Raw genomic sequence first — 24,942 nt, 5'->3', positions numbered from 1 at the left:
TAAATGGGGTCATTATGCCATCAACAACAAAAACAACAACATGGAATCAGACTGCACTTATCTGCTTCTTGGCTATGTTAGTTGGCTTTGGACCACTCTCAATTGATTTGTATCTGCCTTCTTTGCCCACAATTGCACAAGAACTCAATACCAGTATTGAATGGGTGCAATTGTCAGTCAGTACATTTCTAACTGGTTTTTGTGTTGGCATGCTGTGCTATGGCCCTATTTCCGATAAATATGGTCGGCGAGTTGTGTTATTGATAGGAATGGTAATTTACATCGTTGCCAGCTTAGCTTGTAGCTTAGCAACTAGCATTGAACAATTATTGGTTGCACGTTTTTTGCAAGCATTTGGTGGTGGAGTTGGGCCTGTTTTGGGACGAGCTATTGTGCGTGATAGTTTTCCTCAACATCGTATTACTCATGTTCTCTCTATGATGCAATTAGTCACGATGCTAGCGCCTTTATTAGCGCCTTTCATTGGTGGTTTTATCTTATTGTGGTTTGGTTGGGAAAGCCAATTTTTATTATTAGCTATGATGGGGTTGGTATGTGTCTTGATTACATATTTTTTCTTACCAGAAACTAATCAGGATAGACATCATCAGCCATTGAATACGATGACTTTTTTTCAAGCATATTGTCGTATTTTAAAACATCGTCCTTCTTTTGGTTATATTCTCTGTTTAGGTGCAATGTTTGGTGGCATGTTTACTTATGTGGCAGGAACACCTTTTGTTTATATCGATTATTTTCACATTCCTGCTCAGAACTATGGGTTCTATTTCGGGATTAATATTGTTGGTATTGTGATAGCAACGTTAGTGAATAATAAATGTGTTAAACATTATGCAGTAAATAAGGTATTAATGGTCGAAATTGGCTTCGTTTTTTTGGCAGGAATCGCGTTTTTCTGTGTAAATCCAACATCTTTATTTGCCATTATGCTACCACTTTTTGTTTTTGTTGGTTTAACTGGAGCAATTACGCCCAATGTGATGACCAATTTATTAACACAACATAGTCATACTGCAGGTACCGCAATGGCATTAGCGGCATCAATGCAATTTGCTGGGGGCTTTATTGCAAGTGGTACTTTGTCTTATTTTTTTAATAATAGCCCACAAACTATGCTCTGGGTAATGAGTACCTGTGCATTAGTCGCAGTTGTAGGCTTTATGATTACTTTAAAACCAAATTCAACATCAGCATAAAGAGGAATTATCCATGTTATCTAAAGAGATTATTCAACAAGCGGCTCAACGCTTAAATGAAGCAGAAAAATCAGGTACACAGATTTCACAATTTTCATTAGCTTATCCAGAAATCACAATTGAGGATGCTTATGAAATTCAAAAAGCATGGGTAGCGATGAAGATTGCTGAAGGGCGCGTATTAAAAGGACATAAAATTGGTTTAACTTCAAAAGCGATGCAAAACAGCTCACAAATTGATGAACCCGATTATGGTGCATTATTAAATGATATGTTTTTTGAGGAGAACAGTGAAATCCCCTTTGATCGCTTTATTGTACCGCGTGTCGAAGTCGAGCTTGCCTTTATTTTGAAAAAAGACTTATCAGGTCCAAACTGCACTATTTTTGATGTAATTGATGCGACGGATTATGTTATCCCCGCGCTAGAAATTATTGATGCGCGTATTGAACAATTTGACAGTAAAACTAAAGTGCCTCGCCGTGTTTTTGACACTATTTCAGATAATGCAGCGAATGCAGGAGTCGTGTTAGGTGGGCGCGCGATTAAACCGATGGATGTGGATTTACGCCGCGTAGCTGCGGTACTTTATCGCAATGGCGTAGTGGAAGAATCTGGCGTCTCTGCCGCGGTATTGAATAATCCAATCAAAGGTGTCGCTTGGTTAGCTAATAAATTACATCCTTACGGCGTGACGTTGAAAGCAGGAGAAATTATTTTGGGCGGTTCTTTTACTCGTCCTGTACCTGCGCGTCGAGGCGATACCTTCCATGTGGATTATCATGAGCTAGGCAGTATTTCCATGCAATTTGTCTAAGTGAGGCGTACAATGCAACTAAAAAATCCGTTTAAACAAGCGTTGAAAGACAAAAAAGCACAAATTGGTTTATGGGTTGGACTAGCAGATGGTTATGCTTGTGAGTTGGCGGCAAATGCAGGCTTTGATTGGTTATTGTTAGATGCAGAGCATGCACCAAATGAGTTGCGCACCTTATTGCACCAATTACAGACTGTAGCAGCTTATCCGACTACTCCTATTATTCGTCCCGCAATTGGACATACACATCTTATTAAACAATTGTTAGATATTGGAGCGCAAACCCTCTTAATTCCGATGGTAGAAACTGCTGAACAAGCCAGAGAGTTAGTGCAGGCAATTCATTATCCACCGAAAGGTGTACGCGGTGTGGGGAGTGCATTAGCAAGAGCTTCTCGTTGGAATAATATTCCAAATTATTTACAACAGGCAGATGATGAAATCTGTTTATTGGTGCAGGTGGAAAATAAAAAGGGGCTAGAGAACTTGCAAGCAATTGCCGAAGTCGATGGGGTAGATGGCGTATTTATTGGTCCTGCAGATCTTAGTGCATCATTAGGGCATCTAGGTAATCCTTCTCATCCTGAAGTGCAGCAAGCAATTGAGAACGCGATCAAGACAGTGTGTGCAGCAGGTAAAGCAGCAGGTATTTTGTACGCAGATGAAAAGATGGCGAAGTATTACCTTGAACTTGGTTGTACGTTTGTTGCGGTTGGCGTAGATACTTCGTTATTAATGCGTGCATTAAAAGAACTGGCTCACAAGTTTAAGTCATCAAACCATATGGAAAGTTCATCTACAACGAATCAAATTTATTAATTGTTGGGAGGTCAGATGCAACAATTTTCTCTACTTAAAACGAAAGCCTATATTAACGGCGAATATGTGGAGGCGAAAAATAAAAACACATTTTCCGTCACCAATCCTGCAACAAATGAGGTGATTTGTGAGTTGCCTGACTTAACGGCAAGTGAAACAAAGTATGCGATTGAATGTGCGGCAAAAGCACAAAAACAATGGCAAAAAGTGACACCCAAAGAGCGCGCAAATATTTTGCGACGCTGGTATGACTTAGTAATTGAGCACCAAGAGGAGTTAGCCCAATTACTCAGTTTAGAACAAGGCAAACCAATCAGCGAAAGTCGCGGGGAGATTTTATATGGTGCCAGTTTTATTGAATGGTTCGCTGAAGAAGCGAAACGCATTTACGGTGATGTTCTCCCACAAGATAAAGCCAATCATCGTTTATTAGTTATCAAGCAAGGAATTGGTGTCGTGGCAGCGATTACGCCATGGAATTTTCCTAATGCGATGATTACCCGTAAAGCAGCACCTGCTTTTGCAGCGGGTTGTGCGATAGTGTTAAAACCTGCGCAAGAAACACCCTTGTCCGCTTTAGCTTTAGCCGAATTAGCGCATCAAGCAGGTTTGCCAGCTGGGCTGTTCAATGTGATTACTTCAACTAATGCGATTGAGGTAGGTAAAGAACTCACTGAAAATCCAATTGTGCGTAAAGTAACTTTCACTGGCTCAACCCGTGTGGGCAAAATTTTAATGGCACAATCAGCGAATACAGTAAAAAAACTTTCGCTTGAACTTGGCGGTAATGCGCCTTCGATTGTATTTGATGATGCAGATTTAGATAATGCGATTGAAGGCATTCTGGCGTCAAAATTCCGTAACAGCGGACAAACCTGTGTTTGTACTAACCGTATTTATGTACAGGCAGGAATATATGAACATTTTGTGGAAAAATTCAGTACTAAAGTAGCCGCCTTTAAAGTGGGCAGTGCCAATGAAGCTGGTGTGAATATTGGACCATTAATCAGTGAAAGTGCGGTCAAAAAAATTCAAGAACATATTGATGATGCGACATCTAAAGGTGCAAATTTAGTGGTGGGTGGTAAACCACATGCGTTAGGTGGCACTTTCTTTGAACCAACTGTATTGCGCGATGTGACTCAATCTATGTTAGTTGCTAGGGATGAAACCTTCGCCCCACTTGCGCCAGTGTTTAAATTTGATACTGAAGAGCAAGTGATCGAGATGGCAAATGATACCGAGTTTGGTTTGGCTTCTTATCTTTATACACAAGATATTTCTCGCATCTGGCGCGTATCAGAAGCATTAGAGTACGGTATTGTCGGCATTAACGAAGGTTTAATCAGCAATGAAATGGCGCCTTTTGGTGGTGTCAAAGAATCAGGATTAGGTCGCGAAGGCTCCCGCTACGGTATCGAAGAATTTCTGGAAATGAAATACCTTTGTTTGAAAGTGTAAATTTGAATTGAATAAAAAAGCACAAGTGACAGCTTGTGTTTTTTTGTTTTAACAAAATGAAAACTAAATAATTTCCTTGGTTTTGAGACAGACTAAGAATAGCCTATAATGCCAAAGATAATTTCTTTCACACAATTCAGCATGGATAATAAAAATGAATCATCTTGAACAACAATATTTAAATGAGCTTGACGCCAAATTATGGAAATCCGCCGATAAACTTCGCTCTAATATGGACGCCGCCAATTATAAACACGTCATTTTAAGTTTAATTTTCCTCAAATATGTCTCCGATGCCTTTTTAGCCCGCCAACAAAGTATTCAACAACAATTGACCGATCCTGACCATCTCTATTATCTTGATCCCAGTTTTTACGACAGTGAGGACGAATACCAACAAGCCCTAGCAAACGAGCTTGAACAATTAGATTATTACACCGAAGAAAACGTATTTTGGGTGCCAAAAGAAGCCCGTTGGGATACCTTAAAAGCCAAAGCCACCACGCCCGTAGGTGCTGTGTTATGGCAAAATCAAAAAGGCGAAGACGTGAAAATGCGTAACGTCTCTTGGTTGGTGGATCTTGCCTTAGAGACCATTGAAAAAAGCAACCCAAAACTCAAAAATATCCTCTCTCGCATTAGTCAATATCAAGTGGAAGATCATCGCTTAATTGATCTAATTAGCTTATTTTCAGACACCTCTTTTGCCAATCCTGAATATCAAGGCGAAAAACTCAATTTAAAAAGCAAAGATATTTTAGGGCATGTTTATGAGTATTTCCTCGGTCAATTTGCCCTCGCCGAAGGCAAACAAGGTGGGCAATATTACACCCCGAAAAGCATCGTCAGCCTGATTGTGGAAATGTTACAACCTTATCAAGGGCGCGTGTTCGACCCTGCCATGGGCAGTGGGGGATTTTTTGTGTCTAATGATAAATTTATTGAAAACCACGCCCAAGAAAAACATTACGCGAGCGACGAACAACGCCGCCGGATTTCCATTTATGGGCAAGAAGCCAACCCCACCACATGGAAACTCGCCGCCATGAATATGGCGATTCGCGGTATTGATTTTAATTTTGGCAAAAAACACGCCGACAGTTTCACGGAAGATCAACATCCTGATTTGCGTGCGGATTTTGTGATGGCAAATCCACCTTTTAACTTAAAAGAATGGTGGCATAAAAGTTTAGAAAATGATGCTCGCTGGCAATATGGCACACCGCCTGAAGGCAATGCTAACTTTGCTTGGATGCAGCACATGCTCTACCACCTTGCTCCAACGGGTTCCATGGCATTGTTATTGGCAAACGGCAGTATGAGTAGCAACACAGGCGGTGAAGGGGAAATTCGCAAAAGCCTGATTGAGGAAGATGTGGTGGAATGTATGGTCGCCTTACCGGGACAATTGTTTACCAATACCCAAATCCCCGCTTGTATCTGGTTTCTGAGCAAAGACAAAAAGAACGGTGTGTCCTTTGATAAGAAAAAACGTAATCGCAGTGGCGAAGTGTTATTTATCGACGCCCGTCAATTGGGCTATATGAAAGACCGTGTGTTGCGTGATTTCACTGAGGACGACACTCAAAAAATCGTGCAAACCTTCCACAACTGGCAATATGGTGACGATTACCAAGATGAAGCAGGCTTTTGCTATTCCGCCAAGCTTGCCGATATTCAAAAACACGACTACATCTTAACCCCGGGGCGTTATGTGGGTGCCATAGCACAAGAGGATGACGGAGAACCTTTTGCAGAAAAAATGCAAAAACTTACCGCTCTTTTACACCAACAAATAGCAGAAGGCGAACGTTTAAATGCCGAGATTAAAAAGAATTTAGCGGGGTTGGGGTATGAGTAGTTGGAAAGAATATAAGCTGGAAGAAGTTTTAGATGCCTTAATTGATTATAGAGGAAAAACTCCAACTAAAACAGGATTTGGAATTCCTTTAATTACGGCAAAAGTTGTGAAAAATGGTCGTTTAGAGCAAGCAACTGAATTTATTGCTGTTGAAGACTATGAGAGTTGGATGAGTAGAGGTCTTCCAAAAATTGGTGATATTGTTTTGACTACAGAGGCTCCTTTAGGTGAAGTTGCTCAATTAAAAGATGAGAAAGTCGCTTTAGCACAAAGAATAGTAACTTTAAGAGGTAAAGATAAAATTTTACAGAATGATTTTTTACTTTATTTATTACAAAGTAAAAACATTCAGGAACAATTAGAAGCCCGTTCATCTGGATCTACTGTAAAAGGGATTAAACAAAGTGAATTAAGAAAATTAACATTAAAAATTCCAAGTTTTAGTGAACAAGAATTTATTTCTGGACAATTAAAAGCTTTAGATAACAAAATCCAACTCAACACCCAAATCAACCAAACCCTAGAACAAATCGCCCAAGCGATTTTTAAAAGTTGGTTTGTGGATTTCGACCCCGTTAAAGCCAAAATTGATATTCTCACCAACGGTGGCACCCACGCCGACGCCGAACGTGCCGCCATGCAAGTGATTTCTGGCAAAACCGACGCCGAACTCTCTCAAATGCAACAAACAAATCTTGAGGCTTACAAAACCCTCGAAAAAACAGCCGCACTTTTCCCAAGCGAAATGGTGGAAAGTGAGTTGGGAGAAGTGCCGAAGGGGTGGGGGATTGGATGTATTGGCGACATAGCAACTGCAAAAGGTGGATATGCATTCAAAAGTAGCCAGTTTGAACAAAAAGGAAATCCTGTAATAAAAATTAAAAATATTACTTCAACAGGAAATATTATTCTAGAAGATTGCCAATGTATTAATGATCTGGTTGCAAATGTAGCTTCTAAATTTAAACTTTCAGATGGTGATTTTTTGATGGCAATGACAGGTGCTACTGTAGGAAAAATAGGTATATATGTATCTGATGGAAGATGTGCTTTTGTAAATCAACGAGTCGCAAAGTTTGAGTCCAAATTATTCAAAAATATACCTTGCTGGTATACCTATAATTTAATTAGAAGATCTGATGTTTCAGAGAAAATTATCGGAAGTGCTCAAGGAAGTGCTCAAGCTAATATTAGCTCAAGTGGGATTGAACAAGTTGCTATTATGCTGCCTATTAGAGATTTGATCTATTTATACCAGTCTACAGTTTCTCATTTATATAAGAAATGGATTGCTAATCATAAAGAACTTTTAAAGCTAAAAATGACTAGAGATACTTTATTACCAAAGTTGCTTTCGGGAGAATTAAATAGTTAAAAGATGAGATGGGCTTCAGCCCCATCAATCAATAGAAACAATGGGGCAATGATGGGCTAAAGCCCATCCTGCACACTCACTCTCAATAAAATTATTTTTTAATAAATATTGTGGGTAGTTTATTGCCGAAGTTGATTTCAGGAGACTTAGATATTTATGGAAAATAATGTTTATAATTTTAAAAACATTCCTTTTTGGGATGAAAAACAACCAAAGAAGAGTTTTATTATTTTGGCAGACAAGATTAGTGGTAGGATACCTGTTACTCGAATAGAACATTGGAACAAATTTTCCAGTTTATTAGAACATCCCTTTTTTAATCAACCAGATGTGGAGTTAGTATTTAGAGGGCATCGCCGTTATAACTGGAGTCTATCACCAACATTAGCCCGAGTGGCTGCCAATAGAATGGTGAATGAAGAATTAGCTAAGCAACAAATTTCATTTTTTCAGAAAACAATTAGAGGAAGAGTAGAAGACCATTCTTTATTATATGATGAAGATGAAAATGAAATTAATGAATTATGGTCAATTGGACAGCATCATGGATTAATGACTCCATTGTTAGATTGGACATATTCTCCGTATGTAGCATTATTTTTTGCCTTTTCAAAAGAGGATCCAGAGGATGACAACAATGAAAACCCATATAGAGCAGTTTATATTTTAAATAAGACATTCATTGCAGATGAGAATAAGTGTCCTGATATAAAATTATTTGAACCTAAAAAAGATGACCATGGTCGATTGGTTGCTCAAGCAGGTCTTTTCACTTTTTCACCTTATGATTCAACTATTGAAAATAAGCTAGTAGATGCTTTATTTTCAAATGATTCTGACAATGAATTAACAAGTCTCGCAGGGAATGAGGAGGCTGAGGCTAGTGAGTTAGCTAAATATATTTGTAAAGTTTATATTAAAAATATAGAACAAAAAAATTGTGTAAAATTTTTACGTAGAATGAATGTACATCATGCTAGTTTATTTCCAGACTTATTAGGTGCGGCAGAACATAGTAATGTATTTATTAGTGAATTTGCACAAAAACAGTCTGAAAGGAGTAGAATAAAGTTTGAAAATAAATATGAATATCAAAAAACTGATAATGATAATGACAAACCCGAAACGATAGACTTAACAGTAAAAAATTCCGATTTAAGAAAAAGAATTCTAGAAATACTTAGGGATAATTATAAAGGTCAAGTGGAAATTGGTTTCTTATCGGAAAAAATAGAGCAAACATTATTAAACAAAACATCTATTGATGACTGGGATACAAGAGATAATATTCAAGCAGAAATTAAAATGTCATTGAGGGGACTGTTAAGAAAACACTCATACCCTGAAGCATATTGGGATGTAGTTATAAACCAACTCATGGAATTAGCTAAGAATAGTATTTCACGAACAATAAGATAAAACTCTAACAGGGAGTAAAATGATCGACGAAAACACCCTTGAACAGGCGGCACTTGATTGGTTTAGAGAGGCAGGCTGGCAAACTTTTCACGGCAAGGAGTTATTAAGTGAAGGGAGCAATCCGCAGCGTCATCAATTAAATGCGGTGATTTTAGAGCCTATTTTTCACAAGCAATTTGCTTTGCTAAATTCGCATTTACCTGTGGATTGTGTGGAGCAAGTGTTGGCAAAACTGAAGCAGGTAGAAAGCCGAGATTTGGTGGAAGCAAATCAGGCGTTTCATAAGTTGCTGATTCACGGTGTGCCAGTTACCTATAAACAAGGTGAGGAAGTCTGTTTTGAAACAGCGTTTTTGGTGGATTTTGCTCATCCTGAAAAAAATGCGTTTTGGGCGGTGAATCAATTTGAGGTGCGAGGACTGCATTTACGCCGCCCTGATATTGTGTGTTTTATCAATGGGTTGCCGATTGCCATTTTGGAATTAAAAAGTCCTACTGATGAGAAAACTGATGTATGGAATGCGTTTCATCAACTGCAAACCTATAAAAATGATCTCTTTGATTTGCTGATGTTTAATGGTGCCTTGGCGATTTCTGATGGTGTGGTGGCGAAAGTTGGTTCCTTAACGGCAGATGAAGAACGTTTTATGCCATGGCGTACGGTGAATAATGAAAATGACAAACCCATCGTAGAATGGCAATTAGAAACCTTAATTCGTGGCTTTTTCCGTCCTGATTTATTTACCGATTATTTGCGTTTTTTCATTCTATTTGAGAAAGATGAAAAGAACCGTTTAATTAAAAAACAAGCAGGCTATCATCAATTCCACGCAGTTAGAGAAGCTGTAAAAGCGACTGTGATTGCTTCTAGACAAATTGCGGATGATAAAGTGCAAGAACCACGTGCAAGCTATGGGCGAGAAGTGCAGGCTGGGAGCAAAAAAGCAGGTGTGGTATGGCATACACAAGGCAGTGGGAAAAGTATTTCCATGTGTTGCTATGCAGGAAAATTATTACAACAGCCAGAAATGGGCAATCCAACCTTAATTGTGGTGACTGATCGTAATGATTTAGATGGTCAGCTTTTCAAACAATTCTCTTTAGCAAAAGATTTATTAAAACAAGAACCAGTACAGGCAGAAAGCCGTGAGCAATTAAGAGAGTTATTGGCTCGTCGAGAAGTGGGGGGGGTGATCTTTACCACAGTGCAGAAATTTGCCTTACAAGAAGATGAGCAATCCCACCCGTTGTTAAATGCGCGTCATAATATCGTAGTCATTTCTGATGAAGCCCACCGTAGCCAATATGGCTTGAAAGCAAAACTCAATGCAAAAGGCTTATTTCAATTTGGTTATGCCAAACATATGCGTGATGCGTTGAGAAATGCGACATTTATTGGCTTTACGGGCACACCGATTGAAACGGAAGATAAAGACACGCGAGCGGTATTCGGGGATTATGTATCTATCTATGATATTCAAGATGCTATTGATGATGGTGCCACTGTGCCAATTTATTATGAGTCTCGCCTCGCTCGTTTAGATATTAATCGTGCGGAGATTGAGGAATTAGCTCAACAATTTGATGATATTGTAGAGGAAGAAGAGCAAACCGAAGCGGAACGCATCAAAGGGGAATTTACCCGTTTAGAAAAGTTAGTGGGGGCTCAACCTCGTTTGCAACAAATTGCCAAGGATTTAATCGCCCATTTTGAAAAACGGCAAGAAAGCCAAGAAGGGAAAGCCATGATTGTGGCGATGAGTCGTGAGATTTGTGTGCATTTATACAATGAAATTGTGGCATTGAAACCCGAGTGGCATAGTGAGGATCCTGCTAAAGGGGCGATTAAGATCGTGATGACGGGGTCTGCTGCCGATAACGCCTTATTACAGCCGCATATTTATAACAAACAAGTGAAACAGGATTTAGAGAAACGCTTTAAAAATCCTGATGATCCGTTGAAATTGGTCATTGTGCGAGATATGTGGTTGACGGGATTTGATGCCCCTTGCTGCCATACCATGTATGTGGATAAGCCAATGCGTGGACATAATTTGATGCAGGCAATTGCCCGAGTTAATCGTGTGTTTAAAGATAAACCGGGCGGATTAGTGGTGGATTACATTGGTATTGCCAATGAATTAAAACAAGCACTACATACTTATACCAATGCGAAAGGACGTGGAAAACCGACCATTGATACCGAAGAAGCTTTTCATGTGTTGTTAGAAAAAATGGATGCCATCTCAGGGATGTTTGCCACACCACTTGAAGGAAAAGCCCTTGATATTAGCCAATTTGAAACCAAAGCGATGAGTTTGTTACCTAAAGCGGCAAACCATATTTTGGGCTTGGATGAGGGGAAAAAACGTTTTGCTGATTTGGTGTTGGCGGCGACGAAAGCCTATGCGTTATGTGCAACGTTGGAACAAGCTAAGGCATATCAAAGTAAACTGGCTTTTTATTCTGCGGTGAAAGCGATGATGAGCAAAGAACAAATCAGTGACGGGAAATTACGCAAAAAACAGCAAGATCATGTTCTGAAACAGATCTTAGATAATTCCTTAATTGCCGATGGGGTGGATGATATTTTTAGCCTTTGCGGTTTAGATAAGCCAAACATTGGTCTGCTTTCTGATGAGTTCCTAGAAGATGTTCGTCAGATGGAACATAAAAATCTGGCGGTGGAGCTATTAGAAAAGCTCTTACAAGATAATATTCAAAGTCGAGGCAGTCGAAATTTAATACAAGAGCGTAAATACCTTGAGCGTTTAGAAGCGACACTCACGAAATATCATAACCGTGGTATTGAGACGGCTAAAGTCATTGAAGAGCTGATTCAAATGGCGAAAGAGTTTCAAGAGGCATTTAAACGAGCGGAAGATTTGGGCTTAAACAATGATGAGATTGCGTTCTATGATGCCTTAGCCAATAACGAAAGTGCGGTGCGAGAATTGGGCGATCAAATTTTAAAAGCCATTGCGTTGGAATTGGTGAAACAATTACGCTATTCTGTCACCGTGGATTGGCAAGTGCGAGAAAGTGTGCGGGCGAGATTACGTATTTTAGTGCGTCGTATTCTGCAAAAATATAAATACCCACCAGATAAAGCCGATGAGGCCATTGATTTAGTCTTGGAGCAGGCAGAAACCTTATCTTACGAATGGAGCGAAAAGCACGAGAGAGTTGCCTAACTGATCATGAAAGAACCTCAGCATACTGCTGGGGTTTTTTATGGCTCATGGTAACCCCAAAGTGCGGTGGTTTTTGGAAAAGTTTTAAGGTTGGGGAAAGCGTGGCGTAAAAAAACAGCTCGATAAAAATCGAGCTGTTTGAGTATGTGAATTCTCGAGCGTTTGATTACGCTTTTGGACCTGCTGCCACTAATGCTTTACCTTCATCGTTAGTGGTATATTTTTCAAAGTTTTTCACGAAACGACCTGCAAGGTCTTCTGCTTTCGCTTGCCATTGTGCTTTATCTGCATAAGTATCACGTGGATCTAAGATTGCAGGATCAACACCTGGTAATGCTGTTGGTACAGCTAAATCAAAGATTGGTAATGTTTTCATCTCTGCATTTTCAATTGAACCATCTAAGATTGCATCGATGATACCGCGCGTATCTTTGATTGAAATACGTTTACCTGTACCGTTCCAACCAGTGTTCACCAAATATGCTTCTGCACCAGCTGCTTCCATGCGTTTCACTAACACTTCAGCATATTGTGTTGGGTGAAGTGATAAGAATGCCGCACCAAAACAAGCTGAGAAGGTTGGAGTTGGTTCTGTGATACCGCGCTCTGTACCTGCTAATTTCGCTGTGAAACCAGATAAGAAGTAGTATTTAGTTTGCTCTGGCGTTAATTTAGATACTGGTGGCAACACGCCGAATGCATCAGCAGTTAAGAAAATCACTTTTTTCGCATGACCTGCTTTTGATACAGGCGTTACGATGTTATCGATGTGGTAAATTGGGTAAGAAACACGGGTGTTTTCTGTTTTTGAACCATCATCGTAATCCACTGAACCATCTGCACGTACCACGACGTTTTCTAATAGCGCATCGCGTTTGATTGCTTTATAGATGTCAGGTTCGTTTTCTGGAGAAAGTTTAATCGTTTTCGCATAGCAACCACCTTCGTAGTTGAATACGCCATCATCGTCCCAACCGTGTTCATCATCACCAATTAATTGACGTTTTGGATCGGTTGAAAGAGTAGTTTTACCTGTACCTGATAAACCGAAGAATACTGCAACGTCACCTTTCTCACCCACGTTCGCAGAACAGTGCATTGATGCGATGCCTCTTAATGGTAAGAAGTAGTTCATCATTGAGAACATACCTTTTTTCATTTCACCGCCGTACCAAGTACCACCGATTAATTGCACGCCTTCAGTTAAGTTGAATGCCACGAAGTTTTCAGAGTTTAAGCCTTGCTCTTTCCAATTTGGGTTAGTCACTTTAGAACCATTCATCACAACGAAATCTGGTTTGAAGCCGACTAATTCTTCTTCTGTTGGGCGAATGAACATATTTTTCACAAAGTGTGCTTGCCATGCTACTTCAGTCACAATACGCACTGATAAACGAGTATCGGCATTAGCACCACAGAATGCATCGATCACAAATAAACGTTTGCCAGAAAGTTGTTCTGTGACTAAACCTTTTAAGCTTTTCCACGTCTCTTGTGTCATTGGTTTGTTGTCGTTTTTCGCCGCATCGCTTGTCCACCAAACAGTATCTTTAGTTTTGTCATCAAGCACGATATATTTATCTTTTGGCGAACGACCAGTAAAGATACCTGTATCAACCGCAACTGCGCCTGACTCTGTTACGATACCTTTTTCGTAACCTTCTAAACCTGGTTTGGTTTCTTCTTCGAATAATTGTTCATAACTTGGGTTATAAACGATTTCTTTTACATCATGAATACCAAGTGCACCAAGTTCGTTGATTACTTTAGTTAAGTCTGTCATACATCACCTCATAGAGTTAATTTTTAAAGTTGAAAAAATAATGGGAGCATTCTAATCAAATTTCTACCTAAAAACTGTTAGGTTGATCAAAATTTTGAAAAATTGCTTAGAATTTTTATTGTTCTATGATTTAAGTCAAAGAAAAAAGACTGCCATAGCGGGCAGCCTTTATCATTAAGAATCTATGGGGAAATAATTGTTAGAATTTATAACCGATAGATAAACGTAGGGCATCATTATTATAGTTATGATTGCCTTTTATTAATTTAGAAGAATGGGTTAAATAAGATTCAGTATGTGCATAGGTAAGTTCAATAAGTGCGTTTTTATATTCAACACCTATACCAATACCATAATAATTACCATTTTCTACATTTAGTTTAACATTGTGCTTCTCAAAAGAATATTGCCCAGTTCCAGCCACATCATAACCATCAATAAAAGTTATGTTAGATTTGGTTTTATTAAATGCATAACCAAAATCCGCTTTAATGTAGGTTTTGATATTTGGTTGGATAGTGAAATTATGTTTCACTAAAAAGTATAAAGGAATAGAAGAATAGCGATTAACTGGGTATTTTTCAATAAAACTTAATGTGGCATTGTTTCCATTATTAACTTCTCCTTGATATGTATAATTAAGCTTTTTTCGATAAATATAACCTAATCCCGCGCCTACTTCTGTTTTAGGTGTTGCATTATAAGTTAACTCAAAAAAAATGCTTGGTGAAAAATGAGTCGAGTTTTTAGGGGCTTTTCCTTCATTTCTTGTAAAAGCAATCGTATTAAAACGAGAGACAAGATCGACGCCTACTTTTCCATATAAATTAAAATTATTATCTAATGCGATAGCGTTGCTTGTTGCAGCTAATATAAAGGTTCCTAAGAGGATTTTTTTCATTTTAAACTCCATTTTTGTGTAATTAGGCGGGAAATTATACTTATGGATGAGTGGAAAACAATCGATAATTGCTCGTTTTACAATATTTTTGTGGTTTAAAACAACGCGATTCTTAGGAATATGTTTATGTCGAATTGAGTCACTAATAGCGTTAGTTATGGCGATTTAAATAATCACGTAAACAATATAGCCCAACTAAGTTGCGAGCTTCACAAAAATCAGGATCTTGTAGTAAATCATCAATTTTGCTAAGTGGAACTCGGACTAATTCTAATGGCTCTGGCTCATCGCCATCCAGTTTGCATGTGTAAAAATCTTGAGCTAAAAAAATATGCATAGGATTATTCATGTGGCTTGGAGAAGTATTTACTGTTCGTAAGTGGATGAATTTTTGGGCACCTAATCCAACTTCTTCTTTTAGTTCTCGATTTGCACTTTGTTCTGGGGTTTCATTTGCATCCATTAATCCCTTTGGAAAACCCAGCTCATAGCGTTCTGTACCCACTGCGTATTCGCGTATCATTAAAAGTGAATCTTGTTCTATCGGTAATATCATGACCGCACAACGGCTACTAGGCTTAAAACGCTCATAAGTGCGTTGCACACCATTAGAAAATTTAAGGTCAACAGATTGAATTTCGAAAAGGCGTGATTTAGCAGCAACTGAAATCGCAAGAATCTGTGGTTTTTGGCTCATGTTTACCTCGTGTAAATCGGCGAAATTTTACAAAATTACCGAATAACGATACCATAAACCGCTTTTTACACAAAGGAAAGGTATAGTTTTATGTTAGCAATAAATTGGCATCAAATTGATACTGTTATTTTAGATTTAGATGGTACGTTAATTGATCTTTATTTTGATCATTACTTTTGGAAACAGCTTGTGCCGCAAGCTTATGCTGCCAAGTTTAGCCTTCCTTTTGAACAAAGCCAACAAGTGTTAAAACAACGTTATGATGCAATTGAGCACAGCAAAGATTGGTATTGTTTAGATTTTTGGGCCAAACAGTTAGATTTACCATTACGAGAATTATATCAATCTCATGGACCTGAATTAAAAGTACGCTCTGATGTTGTTCCCTTTTTGCAAGTAGTAAAGCAGATGGGTAAACATGTTGTATTATTAACTGACAGTAATGTATTTAGTTTAGAAGCTAAGTTGAAATTTTGTGATTTTGTACCGCACTTTGATCTGCTGCTTTCTAGCCATCAATTTGGTGCACCTAAAATTGAACAAGCTTTATGGCAGAACTTACAGAAGCAACATTATTTTGAGCCAATGCGCACTTTATTTATTGATGATACGGAAAAAGTATTAGATAGTGCTAAACAATTTGGGATCGCTTATACGATCGGTGTGGAAAATCCAGATAGCACCTTACCATATAAGCATTTTGAGCGGCATTTTTCAGTCAAGGATTACCGCACGTTAGTGGAGTAATAATGTAATATGGCAAAAGAGAATAAACAACTAGATGAAGATGTGCGTTTAGATAAATGGCTTTGGGCTGCCCGTTTTTATAAAACACGCACAATAGCAAAAGAAATGATTGATGGTGGCAAAGTGCATTATAATGGGCAGCGAACTAAGCCAAACAAGCATGTTGAAGTAGGTGGCGTCATTAAGTTACGACAAGGAAATGAGGAAAAAGAAGTAGAAGTGACCGCACTTTCTAGCCAACGTCGTGGTGCACCTGAGGCACAATTGTTGTATAAAGAAACGGAAAAAAGCGTTGAGCAGCGCACTAAAATGGCCATCGCTCGCAAAATTAATGCGTTAACTATGCCTCATCCAGATCGCCGACCAAACAAAAAAGAGCGTCGTGACTTATTGAAGTTTAAGCACCAAGAACGCTTGTAATTGAATGAGTCAATACTATATAAATACTAAATATTAATTAATAGCTCGTTTATCCCTAAGCGAGTTAAAAAGGAAATCTAATGACATATAAAAATGACAATGACAAACTGTATCGCTATTTATTCCAAAATCGAGCAGTGCGTGGTGAGTGGGTGCGTCTAAATCAAACTTTTACTGAGACATTAAATACTCATCATTACCCAAAAGTTATCCAGAACTTACTTGGCGAAATGATGGTGGCGACGAGCTTATTAACGGCTACTTTAAAGTTTGAAGGAGATATTACGGTTCAAGTACAGGGTGACGGTCCATTAAAATTAGCGTTAGTTAATGGCAATGATAAGCAGCAAATGCGTGCATTAGCCCGCTTACAAGCAGATGTTGATGAGCAAATGAGTTTGGTGCAATTAGTGGGGAAAGGCGTGTTAGTGATCACAATTGCACCAACAGAAGGTGAACGTTATCAAGGTGTAATTGCACTAGATAAACCCACTATCACAGCATGTTTAGAAGATTACTTTGTACGTTCAGAACAATTGCAAACACAGTTATTTATTCAGTCGGGCGAATATCAAGGACAACCTGTTGCAGCAGGCATGTTGTTACAAATTATGCCTGATGGGTCTGGTTCATCACAAGATTTTGAGCATCTTGCGACATTAACTGCTACTATTAAAGAAGAAGAGTTATTTGGTCTAAGTGCAGAGGAATTATTATATCGCCTATACCATGAAGAAACGGTTGAACTTTTCCCTGCACAGCCAGTCAGCTTTTTTTGTGGTTGTTCAAAAGAGCGTTCTGGCGCAGCGTTATTATTAATTTCAGATGATGAAATTGATGAAGTCCTAGCAGAACATCATGGCACAATTGATATGCAGTGTGAGTGTTGTGGGACCCATTATTTCTTTAATAAAGCCGCAATTCAACAGCTAAAATCGCAAGCAAATTAAATAAAAATAAAGCGAATTGCAGGTGATTAAGTTGCAGGCTATCAAGATATTTGGTAGCCTGTTTTTCTATTTTTAAGCAATCGTTTAAACTGTTCAAGTTTGGATTTTTTATTAAAAATTATTTTTCCCCTAAATGTTATTGCTTATTCACCAATAAACAACTATTTAAAAGGATCTTCTTATGTTAATACTTTCCCCTAAGTTATTAGATGATGCACTCAATATTAGTGAACAAGCGGGAAAGTATTTAGTCGATTTTTATCAAAAGTTCAAAGAAAGTTCGGTCAATGTAGAGCATAAATTAGATAATACGCCCGTCACCGAAGTGGATTTATATTTAAGCCAGTTTTTAATTGAAAAATTAACCGCACTTACACCTCATGTCCCGATTCTATCCGAAGAAAATTGCAAAATCCCCCTTGTAGAGCGTTCCCAGTGGGATGAATATTGGTTAATTGATCCTTTAGATGGTACGCAGCAATTTATTAATCGTACAGATCATTTTGCAGTATTGATTACACTTGTTCAGAAGCAACAACCTGTCCTAGGGATTATTTATGCTCCAATTTTGAAGACTGTTTATTATGCGATGCAAGGATTTGGTGCTTATAAAAAAGTAGGCGATGAGGTGATTAAACTTACTACCCAATCCTTCCCCAATAACCGAGTAATTAAAATTGGTGTCGGGGCTGAAAGCACTAAACAAAAAGTACAACCATTACTAAACCCAAATTATCAATATGAATTTCTAATTTATGGCTCTTGTGGCCTAAAAAGTGGTCTCGTTTCTGATGGAACTTGCGATTGTTATGTCCGTTTAGGGAGTACAGGTGAATGGGATACCGCACCTGCAGAAGTACTATTGGCTGAATTAGATGGGGGAGTATTTGACTTTCAATTCCAAGCACTCACTTATAATCAAAAAGAGGATTTTACTAACCCAAATTTTTTGATGGTAGCAAACAAGGGATTTGACTGGCAGAAAATCTTCAAATTTAATTAGCACGACGAGTAATTTGTTATAATATGTTACAGATTAAATAAAATTTTTAACAATAATTTCAGGAAAAAAATGAAAATTGAAGCAGACAATAATTGTATTGTAATTTTTGGGGCGTCAGGTGATTTAACTTATCGTAAACTTATTCCTGCCCTTTATAACCTTTATAAGATTGGTCGATTAACAGAACATTTTTCTGTTTTAGGTGTCGCGCGTTCTGAGTTAACAGATGAAACTTTTCGTGAAAAAATGCGCCAAGCATTAATAAAAAGCGAAGGGGCAAATGGTGATACATTAGAACAATTTTGCTCACATCTTTATTATCAAGCAGTGAATACCTCAGATGCTGCGGATTATGGTAAATTAATTCCGCGTCTTGATGAACTACATGATAAATATCAAACTTGTGGTAACACATTATATTACCTTTCTACGCCACCAAGCCTATACGGTATTATTCCAGAATGCCTTGCCGCACATGGATTAAATACTGAAGAGTATGGTTGGAAACGATTGATTGTTGAGAAACCATTTGGCTATGATATTCGCACAGCGAAAGAGCTAGACGTTCAGATTCATCGCTTCTTTGAAGAACATCAAATTTATCGTATAGATCATTATCTTGGAAAAGAAACAGTTCAAAACTTACTTGTTTTGCGTTTCTCAAATGGGCTATTTGAACCACTCTGGAATCGTAATTTTATTGATTATATTGAGATTACAGGAGCTGAGTCGTTAGGCGTTGAAGAACGCGGTGGCTATTATGATGGCTCAGGCGCAATGCGTGATATGTTCCAGAATCATTTATTACAAGTATTAGCAATGGTTGCAATGGAACCTCCAGCAATTATTAATGCAGACTCGATGCGTGATGAAGTAGCGAAAGTACTGCACTGCTTGCATCCGTTAAGCCAAGATGATTTAGAAAATAATTTAGTACTAGGTCAGTATGGTGTGGGAATGATTAATGGTGAAGAAGTCAAAGGTTACTTACAAGAAAAAGGGGTACCTGAAGATTCTACTACTGAGACCTATATGGCATTGCGTTGTGAAATTGATAACTGGCGTTGGGCTGGCGTGCCTTTTTATGTGCGTACTGGGAAGCGCTTACCAACCCGTGTCACTGAAATTGTAATTCACTTTAAAACCACGCCACATCCTGTATTCAGTCAAAAAGCGCCGGAAAATAAACTGATTATCCGTATTCAGCCAGATGAAGGTATTTCAATGCGTTTCGGTTTGAAAAAACCAGGCGCAGGCTTTGAGGCCAAAGAAGTTTCAATGGATTTCCGTTATGCAGATCTGGCTTCACCAAGTTTATTAACTGCCTATGAGCGTTTATTACTTGACTCTATGAAAGGAGATGCGACTTTATTTGCACGTACTGATGCAGTACATGCTTGTTGGAAATTTGTAGAACCGATTTTGCAATATAAAGCACAAAATGGGCGTGTATATGAGTATGAGTCTGGTACTTGGGGGCCAACAGAAGCTGATAAGCTTATCGCAAAAACGGGCCGTGTTTGGCGTAAGCCGAGTGGCTTAATGAAAAAGAAGGTGTAATTTGTTGAAAAGTCCCTCTTATTTAAGAGGGATATATTGAAACTACAACTTTAGGATACACAATGAATACTGTTATTTTTGATGATGCATACAGTGCCGTTGAAAAAATTGCACAAGAGTTTTTAGCGTACAGCCTTGAAAATCGCCCTGTACATATTTCTCTTTCTGGTGGTTCGACACCGAAATTATTATTTAAAACTTTGGCGAAAGCACCTTACAACACTGAAATTCAATGGCAAAACTTGCATTTCTGGTGGGGCGATGATCGTATGGTGTTACCAAACGATCCTGAAAGTAACTACGGCGAAGTGCAAAAATTATTATTCGATTACATTCAAATTCCTACAGAAAATATTCACCGTATTCGTGGCGAAGAGCCTGTAGAAACGGAACTTAAACGCTTTGAGCAAGAACTAAGTGCGGTCGTTCCTGGGCAAGTTTTTGATTGGATTATTTTAGGTATGGGAACAGATGGACACACTGCATCACTTTTCCCACATCAGACTAATTTTGATGATCCCAATTTAGCGGTTATCGCCAAACACCCTGAAACAGGGCAAATTCGTATTTCAAAAACGGCAAAACTCATTGAACAAGCGAAACGCATAACTTATTTAGTGACTGGTGCAAGCAAAGCAGAAATTTTGAAAGAAATTCAAACCAAGCCAGCAGAAAGTTTGCCTTACCCAGCTGCGAAAATTAAAGCGAAAAAGGGCATTACAGAGTGGTATTTGGATAAAGATGCGGCGAAGTTGCTATAACAAGTGGTGAGATTTTTCGAAATTTTACAAAAGATTCGAGTACCAAATATAGGATAGCGCTCGTTTCCAACGAGTGCTAAAAATTAAGGCACTCGTCAAAGACGAGCGCCATCGGGGATGAAATTCAGTAAGTTTTCAAGCGTGGCTTAAGAGATAAAAGTGCGGTATTTTTTTGAAAAATTTTCTTACTTAATCAGGAGTTTAAAATGAAAAAACTATTTTCTCTTTTCATTGTATTGACTTTAATGGCTTGCTCATCTGCAATTAGCCCATATGATATTGCTCGGAAAATTCCTAAAAATACGAATAAAACTATCATTTTTAATGTAAATGCAGCTAATAATAGCGCATCTAATTTAATCTTAGCGGGAATGATGAAAACTAGCTCAGGCGGAATAAACAAGCAATTAATGGATTTAGTGACTAATGACAATTTAAACATAGGTATTTCAGGCAAAAGCCAAATGTTAAACAAAGTAGCTGCCACATATGTTATTGAGAATGGTAAATTCGGAAAAAATACGAAACTCTTTATGGTTGGCGATAGTGAACAAGATAAAAAAGAATTAGAACAATCCGCTAATACAAAAAATATTCCTTTTGAGTATTTTTTAGTAGATAAGTAAGATTGGGAAAGGAAGAAATCGTCACTTACGAAAAGTACCTAACAGATTATTACCTTTATTAGAAAAATATATGATTTCTTAAAAAACAGGAGCAAACAATGTCAGTAAAAGGCGACATCGGCGTTATCGGCTTAGCAGTAATGGGTCAAAACTTAATTTTAAATATGAATGATCATGGCTTTAAAGTAGTGGCATTTAACCGCACGACTTCCAAAGTAGATGAGTTTTTACAAGGTGCTGCGAAAGGTACAAACATTATCGGAGCGTATTCATTACAAGACTTAGCGGATAAATTAGAAAAACCGCGTAAAGTGATGTTAATGGTACGTGCGGGGGATGTTGTGGATCAATTCATCGAGGCATTATTACCGCACTTAGAAGAAGGTGACATCATTATTGATGGCGGTAACACCAACTATCCTGACACTAACCGTCGCGTGGCTTACTTACGCGAAAAAGGCATTCGCTTTATTGGTACGGGTGTTTCTGGTGGTGAAGAAGGTGCACGTTTCGGACCTTCCATTATGCCAGGCGGTGATGAGTCAGCATGGGAACACGTGAAACCAATTCTACAAGCAATCTCTGCGAAAACTGAACAAGGTGAAGCGTGCTGTGACTGGGTTGGTCGTGATGGTGCAGGTCACTTTGTGAAAATGGTTCACAATGGTATCGAATACGGTGATATGCAACTTATCTGCGAAGCATACCAATTCTTAAAAGAAGGTGTAGGTTTATCTGATGATGAGTTGGAAGCAACGTTCAACGAATGGCGTAAAACGGAATTAGACAGCTATCTTATCGACATCACAGCTGATATTTTAGGCTATAAAGATGAAGATGGCACTCGCCTAGTGGATAAAATTTTAGACACTGCAGGTCAAAAAGGGACAGGTAAATGGACTGGAATCAATGCTCTTGATTTCGGTATTCCATTGACACTTATTACTGAATCTGTGTTCGCGCGTTGTGTATCTTCATTCAAAGATCAACGTGTTGAAGCATCAAAATTATTCAACAAAGCAGTGGGCAAAGTGGAAGGTGATAAAAAAGTGTGGATTGAAGCAGTACGCAAAGCGTTATTGGCATCAAAAATCATTTCTTATGCACAAGGCTTTATGCTAATCCGTGAAGCATCTGAGAACTTTGGTTGGAATATTAACTACGGTAACACCGCACTTTTATGGCGTGAAGGTTGTATTATTCGTAGCCGTTTCTTAGGTAATATCCGCGATGCTTATGAAGCTAACCCAGATTTAATCTTCTTAGGTTCAGACGATTACTTCAAAGGCATTTTAGAAAATAGTTTAGGTGAATGGCGTAAAGTGGTCGCAAAATCCATTGAAGTGGGTATCCCAATGCCTTGTATGGCGTCAGCGATCACCTTCTTAGATAGCTACACCAGCGCACGTTTACCTGCAAACTTATTACAAGCGCAACGTGACTACTTCGGTGCACACACTTATGAACGTACTGACAAACCACGTGGAGAGTTCTTCCATACAAACTGGACAGGTCGTGGTGGTGATACTGCCTCAACAACTTATGATGTCTAGCTAGAAATACATTACGAAAGCCACTTGCTGAAATCAACAAGTGGCTTTTTAGTTAAAAGAGCGCTCAGAATAGATGTTATTTTCTCTGGAAAAGACAAAATAGTGCTACAATTTGTGTATCATTAAATATTAATAAAGGTATGTTATGACAATTCCTAATTATCGTGAGCAAATTAAAATCGTTTTTTTTGATATCGATGAAACTTTATTAGTCAAAGATAAAGACTATTTACCCGATGCAACGGTTTCTGCTATTCAAAAATTAAAAGCAAATGGTATTATCCCAGCTATTGCAACGGGACGCACACCGAGTAATTTTCCACCTAAAATTAAAGAATTAATTCAGCAAACCCAAATTGACTTATTTGTTACGATGAATGGTCAGTATGTCAGTTATCAAGGTGCTACTTTAGAAAAGAACCCACTTTCAAAACAAAAAATTCAGCAATTGGTCGATTTTTTCACACAACATCAAATTGAATATGCACAAATTTCACCAACAGATACTTGTGTTTCCGCGGCTACAGATAAAGTACGTAGTGCATTAGATCCTTTGAGGGGGCACTATTATGAAAATAAAGATTATTTTAAACAGCATGATGTTTTTCAAATCTTAGCTTTTTATGAGCAGCAGCAAGATGAATTAGTAAATAATTCAGGTGTTTTGAAAGGTTTGCAGGCAGTACGTTGGCATGAGCAATCTGTTGATTTATTTGATGAACATATTTCAAAAGCGACTGGGATTGCAGCTGCCATTCAGCACTTAGGTTTTTCTATGCAAAATGTGATGGCTTTTGGAGATGGTTTGAATGATATTGAAATGCTTACAATAGCAGGTGTTGGCGTAGCAATGGGCAATGCACATCAAGATCTGAAGGCCATTGCAGATCATGTAACCTTACATATTGAAGAAGATGGTATTTATTCTTTTTTAAAAAAAGCAAAACTTATTGATTAAATAAAATCTATTTTTGCGATCTTATTCGCAAGATAATCTACTAACTTTACATAAAATCCCTCCTTTATTTTAGTGTTAGATATATTAGGTTCATTATAAAATAAAGGAGCTTTATGAATTGGCTGAGTTTTCGTTGTGTTCTCTGTCAACAAAAGTTAGCGATTATGACTCATGGGCTGTGTTCTCGTTGTAATAAAAAAATTAGACGTTTTGCATATTGTGGGCATTGTGGCTGCGAGTTAGTTCAAGAGGCTTTATACTGTGGTCATTGTTTGCATGATAAAATGAGCTGGGATCGCATAGTGATTATTGGACGTTATATTGATCCTTTGTCTTATTTAATTCATCGTTTTAAATTCCAAAATGCTTTCTTTTTAGACCGCACTTTAGCGAGGCTGTTGTTATTAGCGTTATATAAGGCTCGGCGAACACATGGACTCATTCTACCAGAAGTTATTTTACCAGTGCCGCTACATCGTTTTCGTTATTGGCAACGTGGCTATAACCAATCTAGTTTAATTGCTAAGTGTCTTGCTAAGTGGTTAAAAATTCCTTGTGATAACGATTTATTGCAACGTATAAAACATACTCATACTCAACGAGGATTGACCGCTAAGGAGAGGCAGAAAAATTTATGCCATGCATTTAGAATTAATCCTAAATATCAAAAATGTACTTATAAGTCAGTTGCCTTACTTGATGATGTCATTACTACAGGCTCGACACTAAATGAGATTGCGAAAGTATTACGTGAAGTAGGTGTGGAAGAAATTCAGATTTGGGGACTGGCAAAAACGTAAGTAAAGATTTATTGCTGTAAA

The 24,942-nt window shown here is 38.2% G+C and carries 21 protein-coding genes; 18 read left to right on the top strand and 3 right to left on the bottom strand.

Going from position 1 to position 24,942, the window contains the following annotated elements; genetic code table 11:
* Positions 1-14 precede the first annotated feature (14 nt).
* The 8 genes from DYE19_RS08795 to DYE19_RS08760 all read left to right on the top strand — a co-directional run bounded on the left by DYE19_RS08795 (position 15) and on the right by DYE19_RS08760 (position 12,162).
* Complete coding sequence (locus tag DYE19_RS08795) at positions 15-1,217, top strand: Bcr/CflA family multidrug efflux MFS transporter (protein ID WP_115323294.1); 1,203 nt, start codon at positions 15-17, stop codon at positions 1,215-1,217.
* Between the two features lie 13 nt (positions 1,218-1,230).
* The gene (gene hpaH, locus DYE19_RS08790; RefSeq protein ID WP_115323293.1) at positions 1,231-2,034 is read left to right on the top strand and encodes a 2-oxo-hept-4-ene-1,7-dioate hydratase; all 804 of its coding nucleotides are present in this window, start codon (positions 1,231-1,233) and stop codon (positions 2,032-2,034) included.
* Positions 2,035-2,046: 12 nt separating this feature from the next.
* Entirely contained in the window at positions 2,047-2,853 is an 807-nt protein-coding gene (gene hpaI, locus DYE19_RS08785; protein ID WP_115323292.1) for a 4-hydroxy-2-oxoheptanedioate aldolase, read from the top strand.
* A gap of 15 nt (positions 2,854-2,868) precedes the next feature.
* Entirely contained in the window at positions 2,869-4,314 is a 1,446-nt protein-coding gene (locus DYE19_RS08780; RefSeq protein WP_115323291.1) for an NAD-dependent succinate-semialdehyde dehydrogenase, read from the top strand.
* Between the two features lie 154 nt (positions 4,315-4,468).
* Positions 4,469-6,175, top strand: coding sequence for a class I SAM-dependent DNA methyltransferase (locus DYE19_RS08775; RefSeq protein ID WP_115323290.1), 1,707 nt, complete (start codon positions 4,469-4,471; stop codon positions 6,173-6,175).
* Complete coding sequence (locus DYE19_RS08770) at positions 6,168-7,550, top strand: restriction endonuclease subunit S (protein WP_108511670.1); 1,383 nt, start codon at positions 6,168-6,170, stop codon at positions 7,548-7,550. The genes DYE19_RS08775 and DYE19_RS08770 overlap by 8 nt, the downstream gene beginning before the upstream one ends.
* 156 nt (positions 7,551-7,706) lie before the next feature.
* Positions 7,707-8,969, top strand: a complete 1,263-nt coding sequence (locus tag DYE19_RS08765) for an FRG domain-containing protein (protein WP_115323289.1) — start codon at positions 7,707-7,709, stop codon at positions 8,967-8,969.
* A gap of 19 nt (positions 8,970-8,988) precedes the next feature.
* Positions 8,989-12,162 (top strand): type I restriction endonuclease subunit R, encoded by a 3,174-nt coding sequence (locus DYE19_RS08760; RefSeq protein ID WP_115323288.1) that lies wholly within the window; start codon positions 8,989-8,991, stop codon positions 12,160-12,162.
* Between the two features lie 166 nt (positions 12,163-12,328).
* Here the strand turns inward: DYE19_RS08760 and pckA are convergent, their stop codons facing one another.
* The 3 genes from pckA to nudE form a co-directional block, all read right to left on the bottom strand.
* The gene (pckA, locus tag DYE19_RS08755; protein ID WP_049214993.1) at positions 12,329-13,945 is read right to left on the bottom strand and encodes a phosphoenolpyruvate carboxykinase (ATP); all 1,617 of its coding nucleotides are present in this window, start codon (positions 13,943-13,945) and stop codon (positions 12,329-12,331) included.
* A gap of 199 nt (positions 13,946-14,144) precedes the next feature.
* Positions 14,145-14,846 (bottom strand): hypothetical protein, encoded by a 702-nt coding sequence (locus DYE19_RS08750; protein ID WP_049214995.1) that lies wholly within the window; start codon positions 14,844-14,846, stop codon positions 14,145-14,147.
* 151 nt (positions 14,847-14,997) lie between these two features.
* Entirely contained in the window at positions 14,998-15,543 is a 546-nt protein-coding gene (nudE, locus tag DYE19_RS08745; protein WP_115323287.1) for an ADP compounds hydrolase NudE, read from the bottom strand.
* A 90-nt stretch (positions 15,544-15,633) separates the two neighbouring features.
* On the opposite strand from nudE, the gene yrfG reads away from it, so the two are divergent.
* The 10 genes from yrfG to DYE19_RS08695 all read left to right on the top strand — a co-directional run bounded on the left by yrfG (position 15,634) and on the right by DYE19_RS08695 (position 24,921).
* Positions 15,634-16,290: a GMP/IMP nucleotidase gene (gene yrfG, locus DYE19_RS08740; protein WP_115323286.1), complete on the top strand. Its 657-nt coding sequence runs from the start codon at positions 15,634-15,636 to the stop codon at positions 16,288-16,290.
* Positions 16,291-16,299: 9 nt separating this feature from the next.
* Positions 16,300-16,710, top strand: a complete 411-nt coding sequence (gene hslR, locus DYE19_RS08735) for a ribosome-associated heat shock protein Hsp15 (RefSeq protein WP_115323285.1) — start codon at positions 16,300-16,302, stop codon at positions 16,708-16,710.
* Between the two features lie 80 nt (positions 16,711-16,790).
* The gene (gene hslO, locus DYE19_RS08730; protein WP_115323284.1) at positions 16,791-17,660 is read left to right on the top strand and encodes an Hsp33 family molecular chaperone HslO; all 870 of its coding nucleotides are present in this window, start codon (positions 16,791-16,793) and stop codon (positions 17,658-17,660) included.
* A 181-nt stretch (positions 17,661-17,841) separates the two neighbouring features.
* Entirely contained in the window at positions 17,842-18,663 is an 822-nt protein-coding gene (gene cysQ / locus DYE19_RS08725; RefSeq protein WP_115323283.1) for a 3'(2'),5'-bisphosphate nucleotidase CysQ, read from the top strand.
* Positions 18,664-18,732: 69 nt separating this feature from the next.
* Entirely contained in the window at positions 18,733-20,223 is a 1,491-nt protein-coding gene (zwf, locus tag DYE19_RS08720; RefSeq protein WP_049215003.1) for a glucose-6-phosphate dehydrogenase, read from the top strand.
* Positions 20,224-20,285: 62 nt separating this feature from the next.
* On the top strand, positions 20,286-20,984 hold the full coding sequence (gene pgl, locus DYE19_RS08715) for a 6-phosphogluconolactonase (RefSeq protein WP_049215005.1): 699 nt from the start codon (positions 20,286-20,288) through the stop codon (positions 20,982-20,984).
* A gap of 206 nt (positions 20,985-21,190) precedes the next feature.
* Positions 21,191-21,610 (top strand): hypothetical protein, encoded by a 420-nt coding sequence (locus DYE19_RS08710; protein WP_115323282.1) that lies wholly within the window; start codon positions 21,191-21,193, stop codon positions 21,608-21,610.
* A gap of 98 nt (positions 21,611-21,708) precedes the next feature.
* Positions 21,709-23,163 carry a decarboxylating NADP(+)-dependent phosphogluconate dehydrogenase gene (gene gnd, locus DYE19_RS08705; RefSeq protein ID WP_115323281.1) on the top strand — a complete coding sequence of 485 codons (1,455 nt, stop codon included), beginning with the start codon at positions 21,709-21,711 and terminating at the stop codon, positions 23,161-23,163.
* 145 nt (positions 23,164-23,308) lie between these two features.
* Entirely contained in the window at positions 23,309-24,121 is an 813-nt protein-coding gene (locus DYE19_RS08700; RefSeq protein ID WP_115323280.1) for a Cof-type HAD-IIB family hydrolase, read from the top strand.
* A 113-nt stretch (positions 24,122-24,234) separates the two neighbouring features.
* Positions 24,235-24,921 (top strand): ComF family protein, encoded by a 687-nt coding sequence (locus tag DYE19_RS08695; RefSeq protein ID WP_115323279.1) that lies wholly within the window; start codon positions 24,235-24,237, stop codon positions 24,919-24,921.
* Positions 24,922-24,942 lie beyond the last annotated feature (21 nt).

It is taken from the genome of Pasteurella canis (assembly GCF_900454865.1).
GTDB classification, from domain to species: Bacteria; Pseudomonadota; Gammaproteobacteria; order Enterobacterales; family Pasteurellaceae; genus Pasteurella; species Pasteurella canis.
The sequence above is the reverse complement of the archived record's forward strand: the minus strand, read 5'-3'. Positions and strand labels throughout refer to the sequence as shown.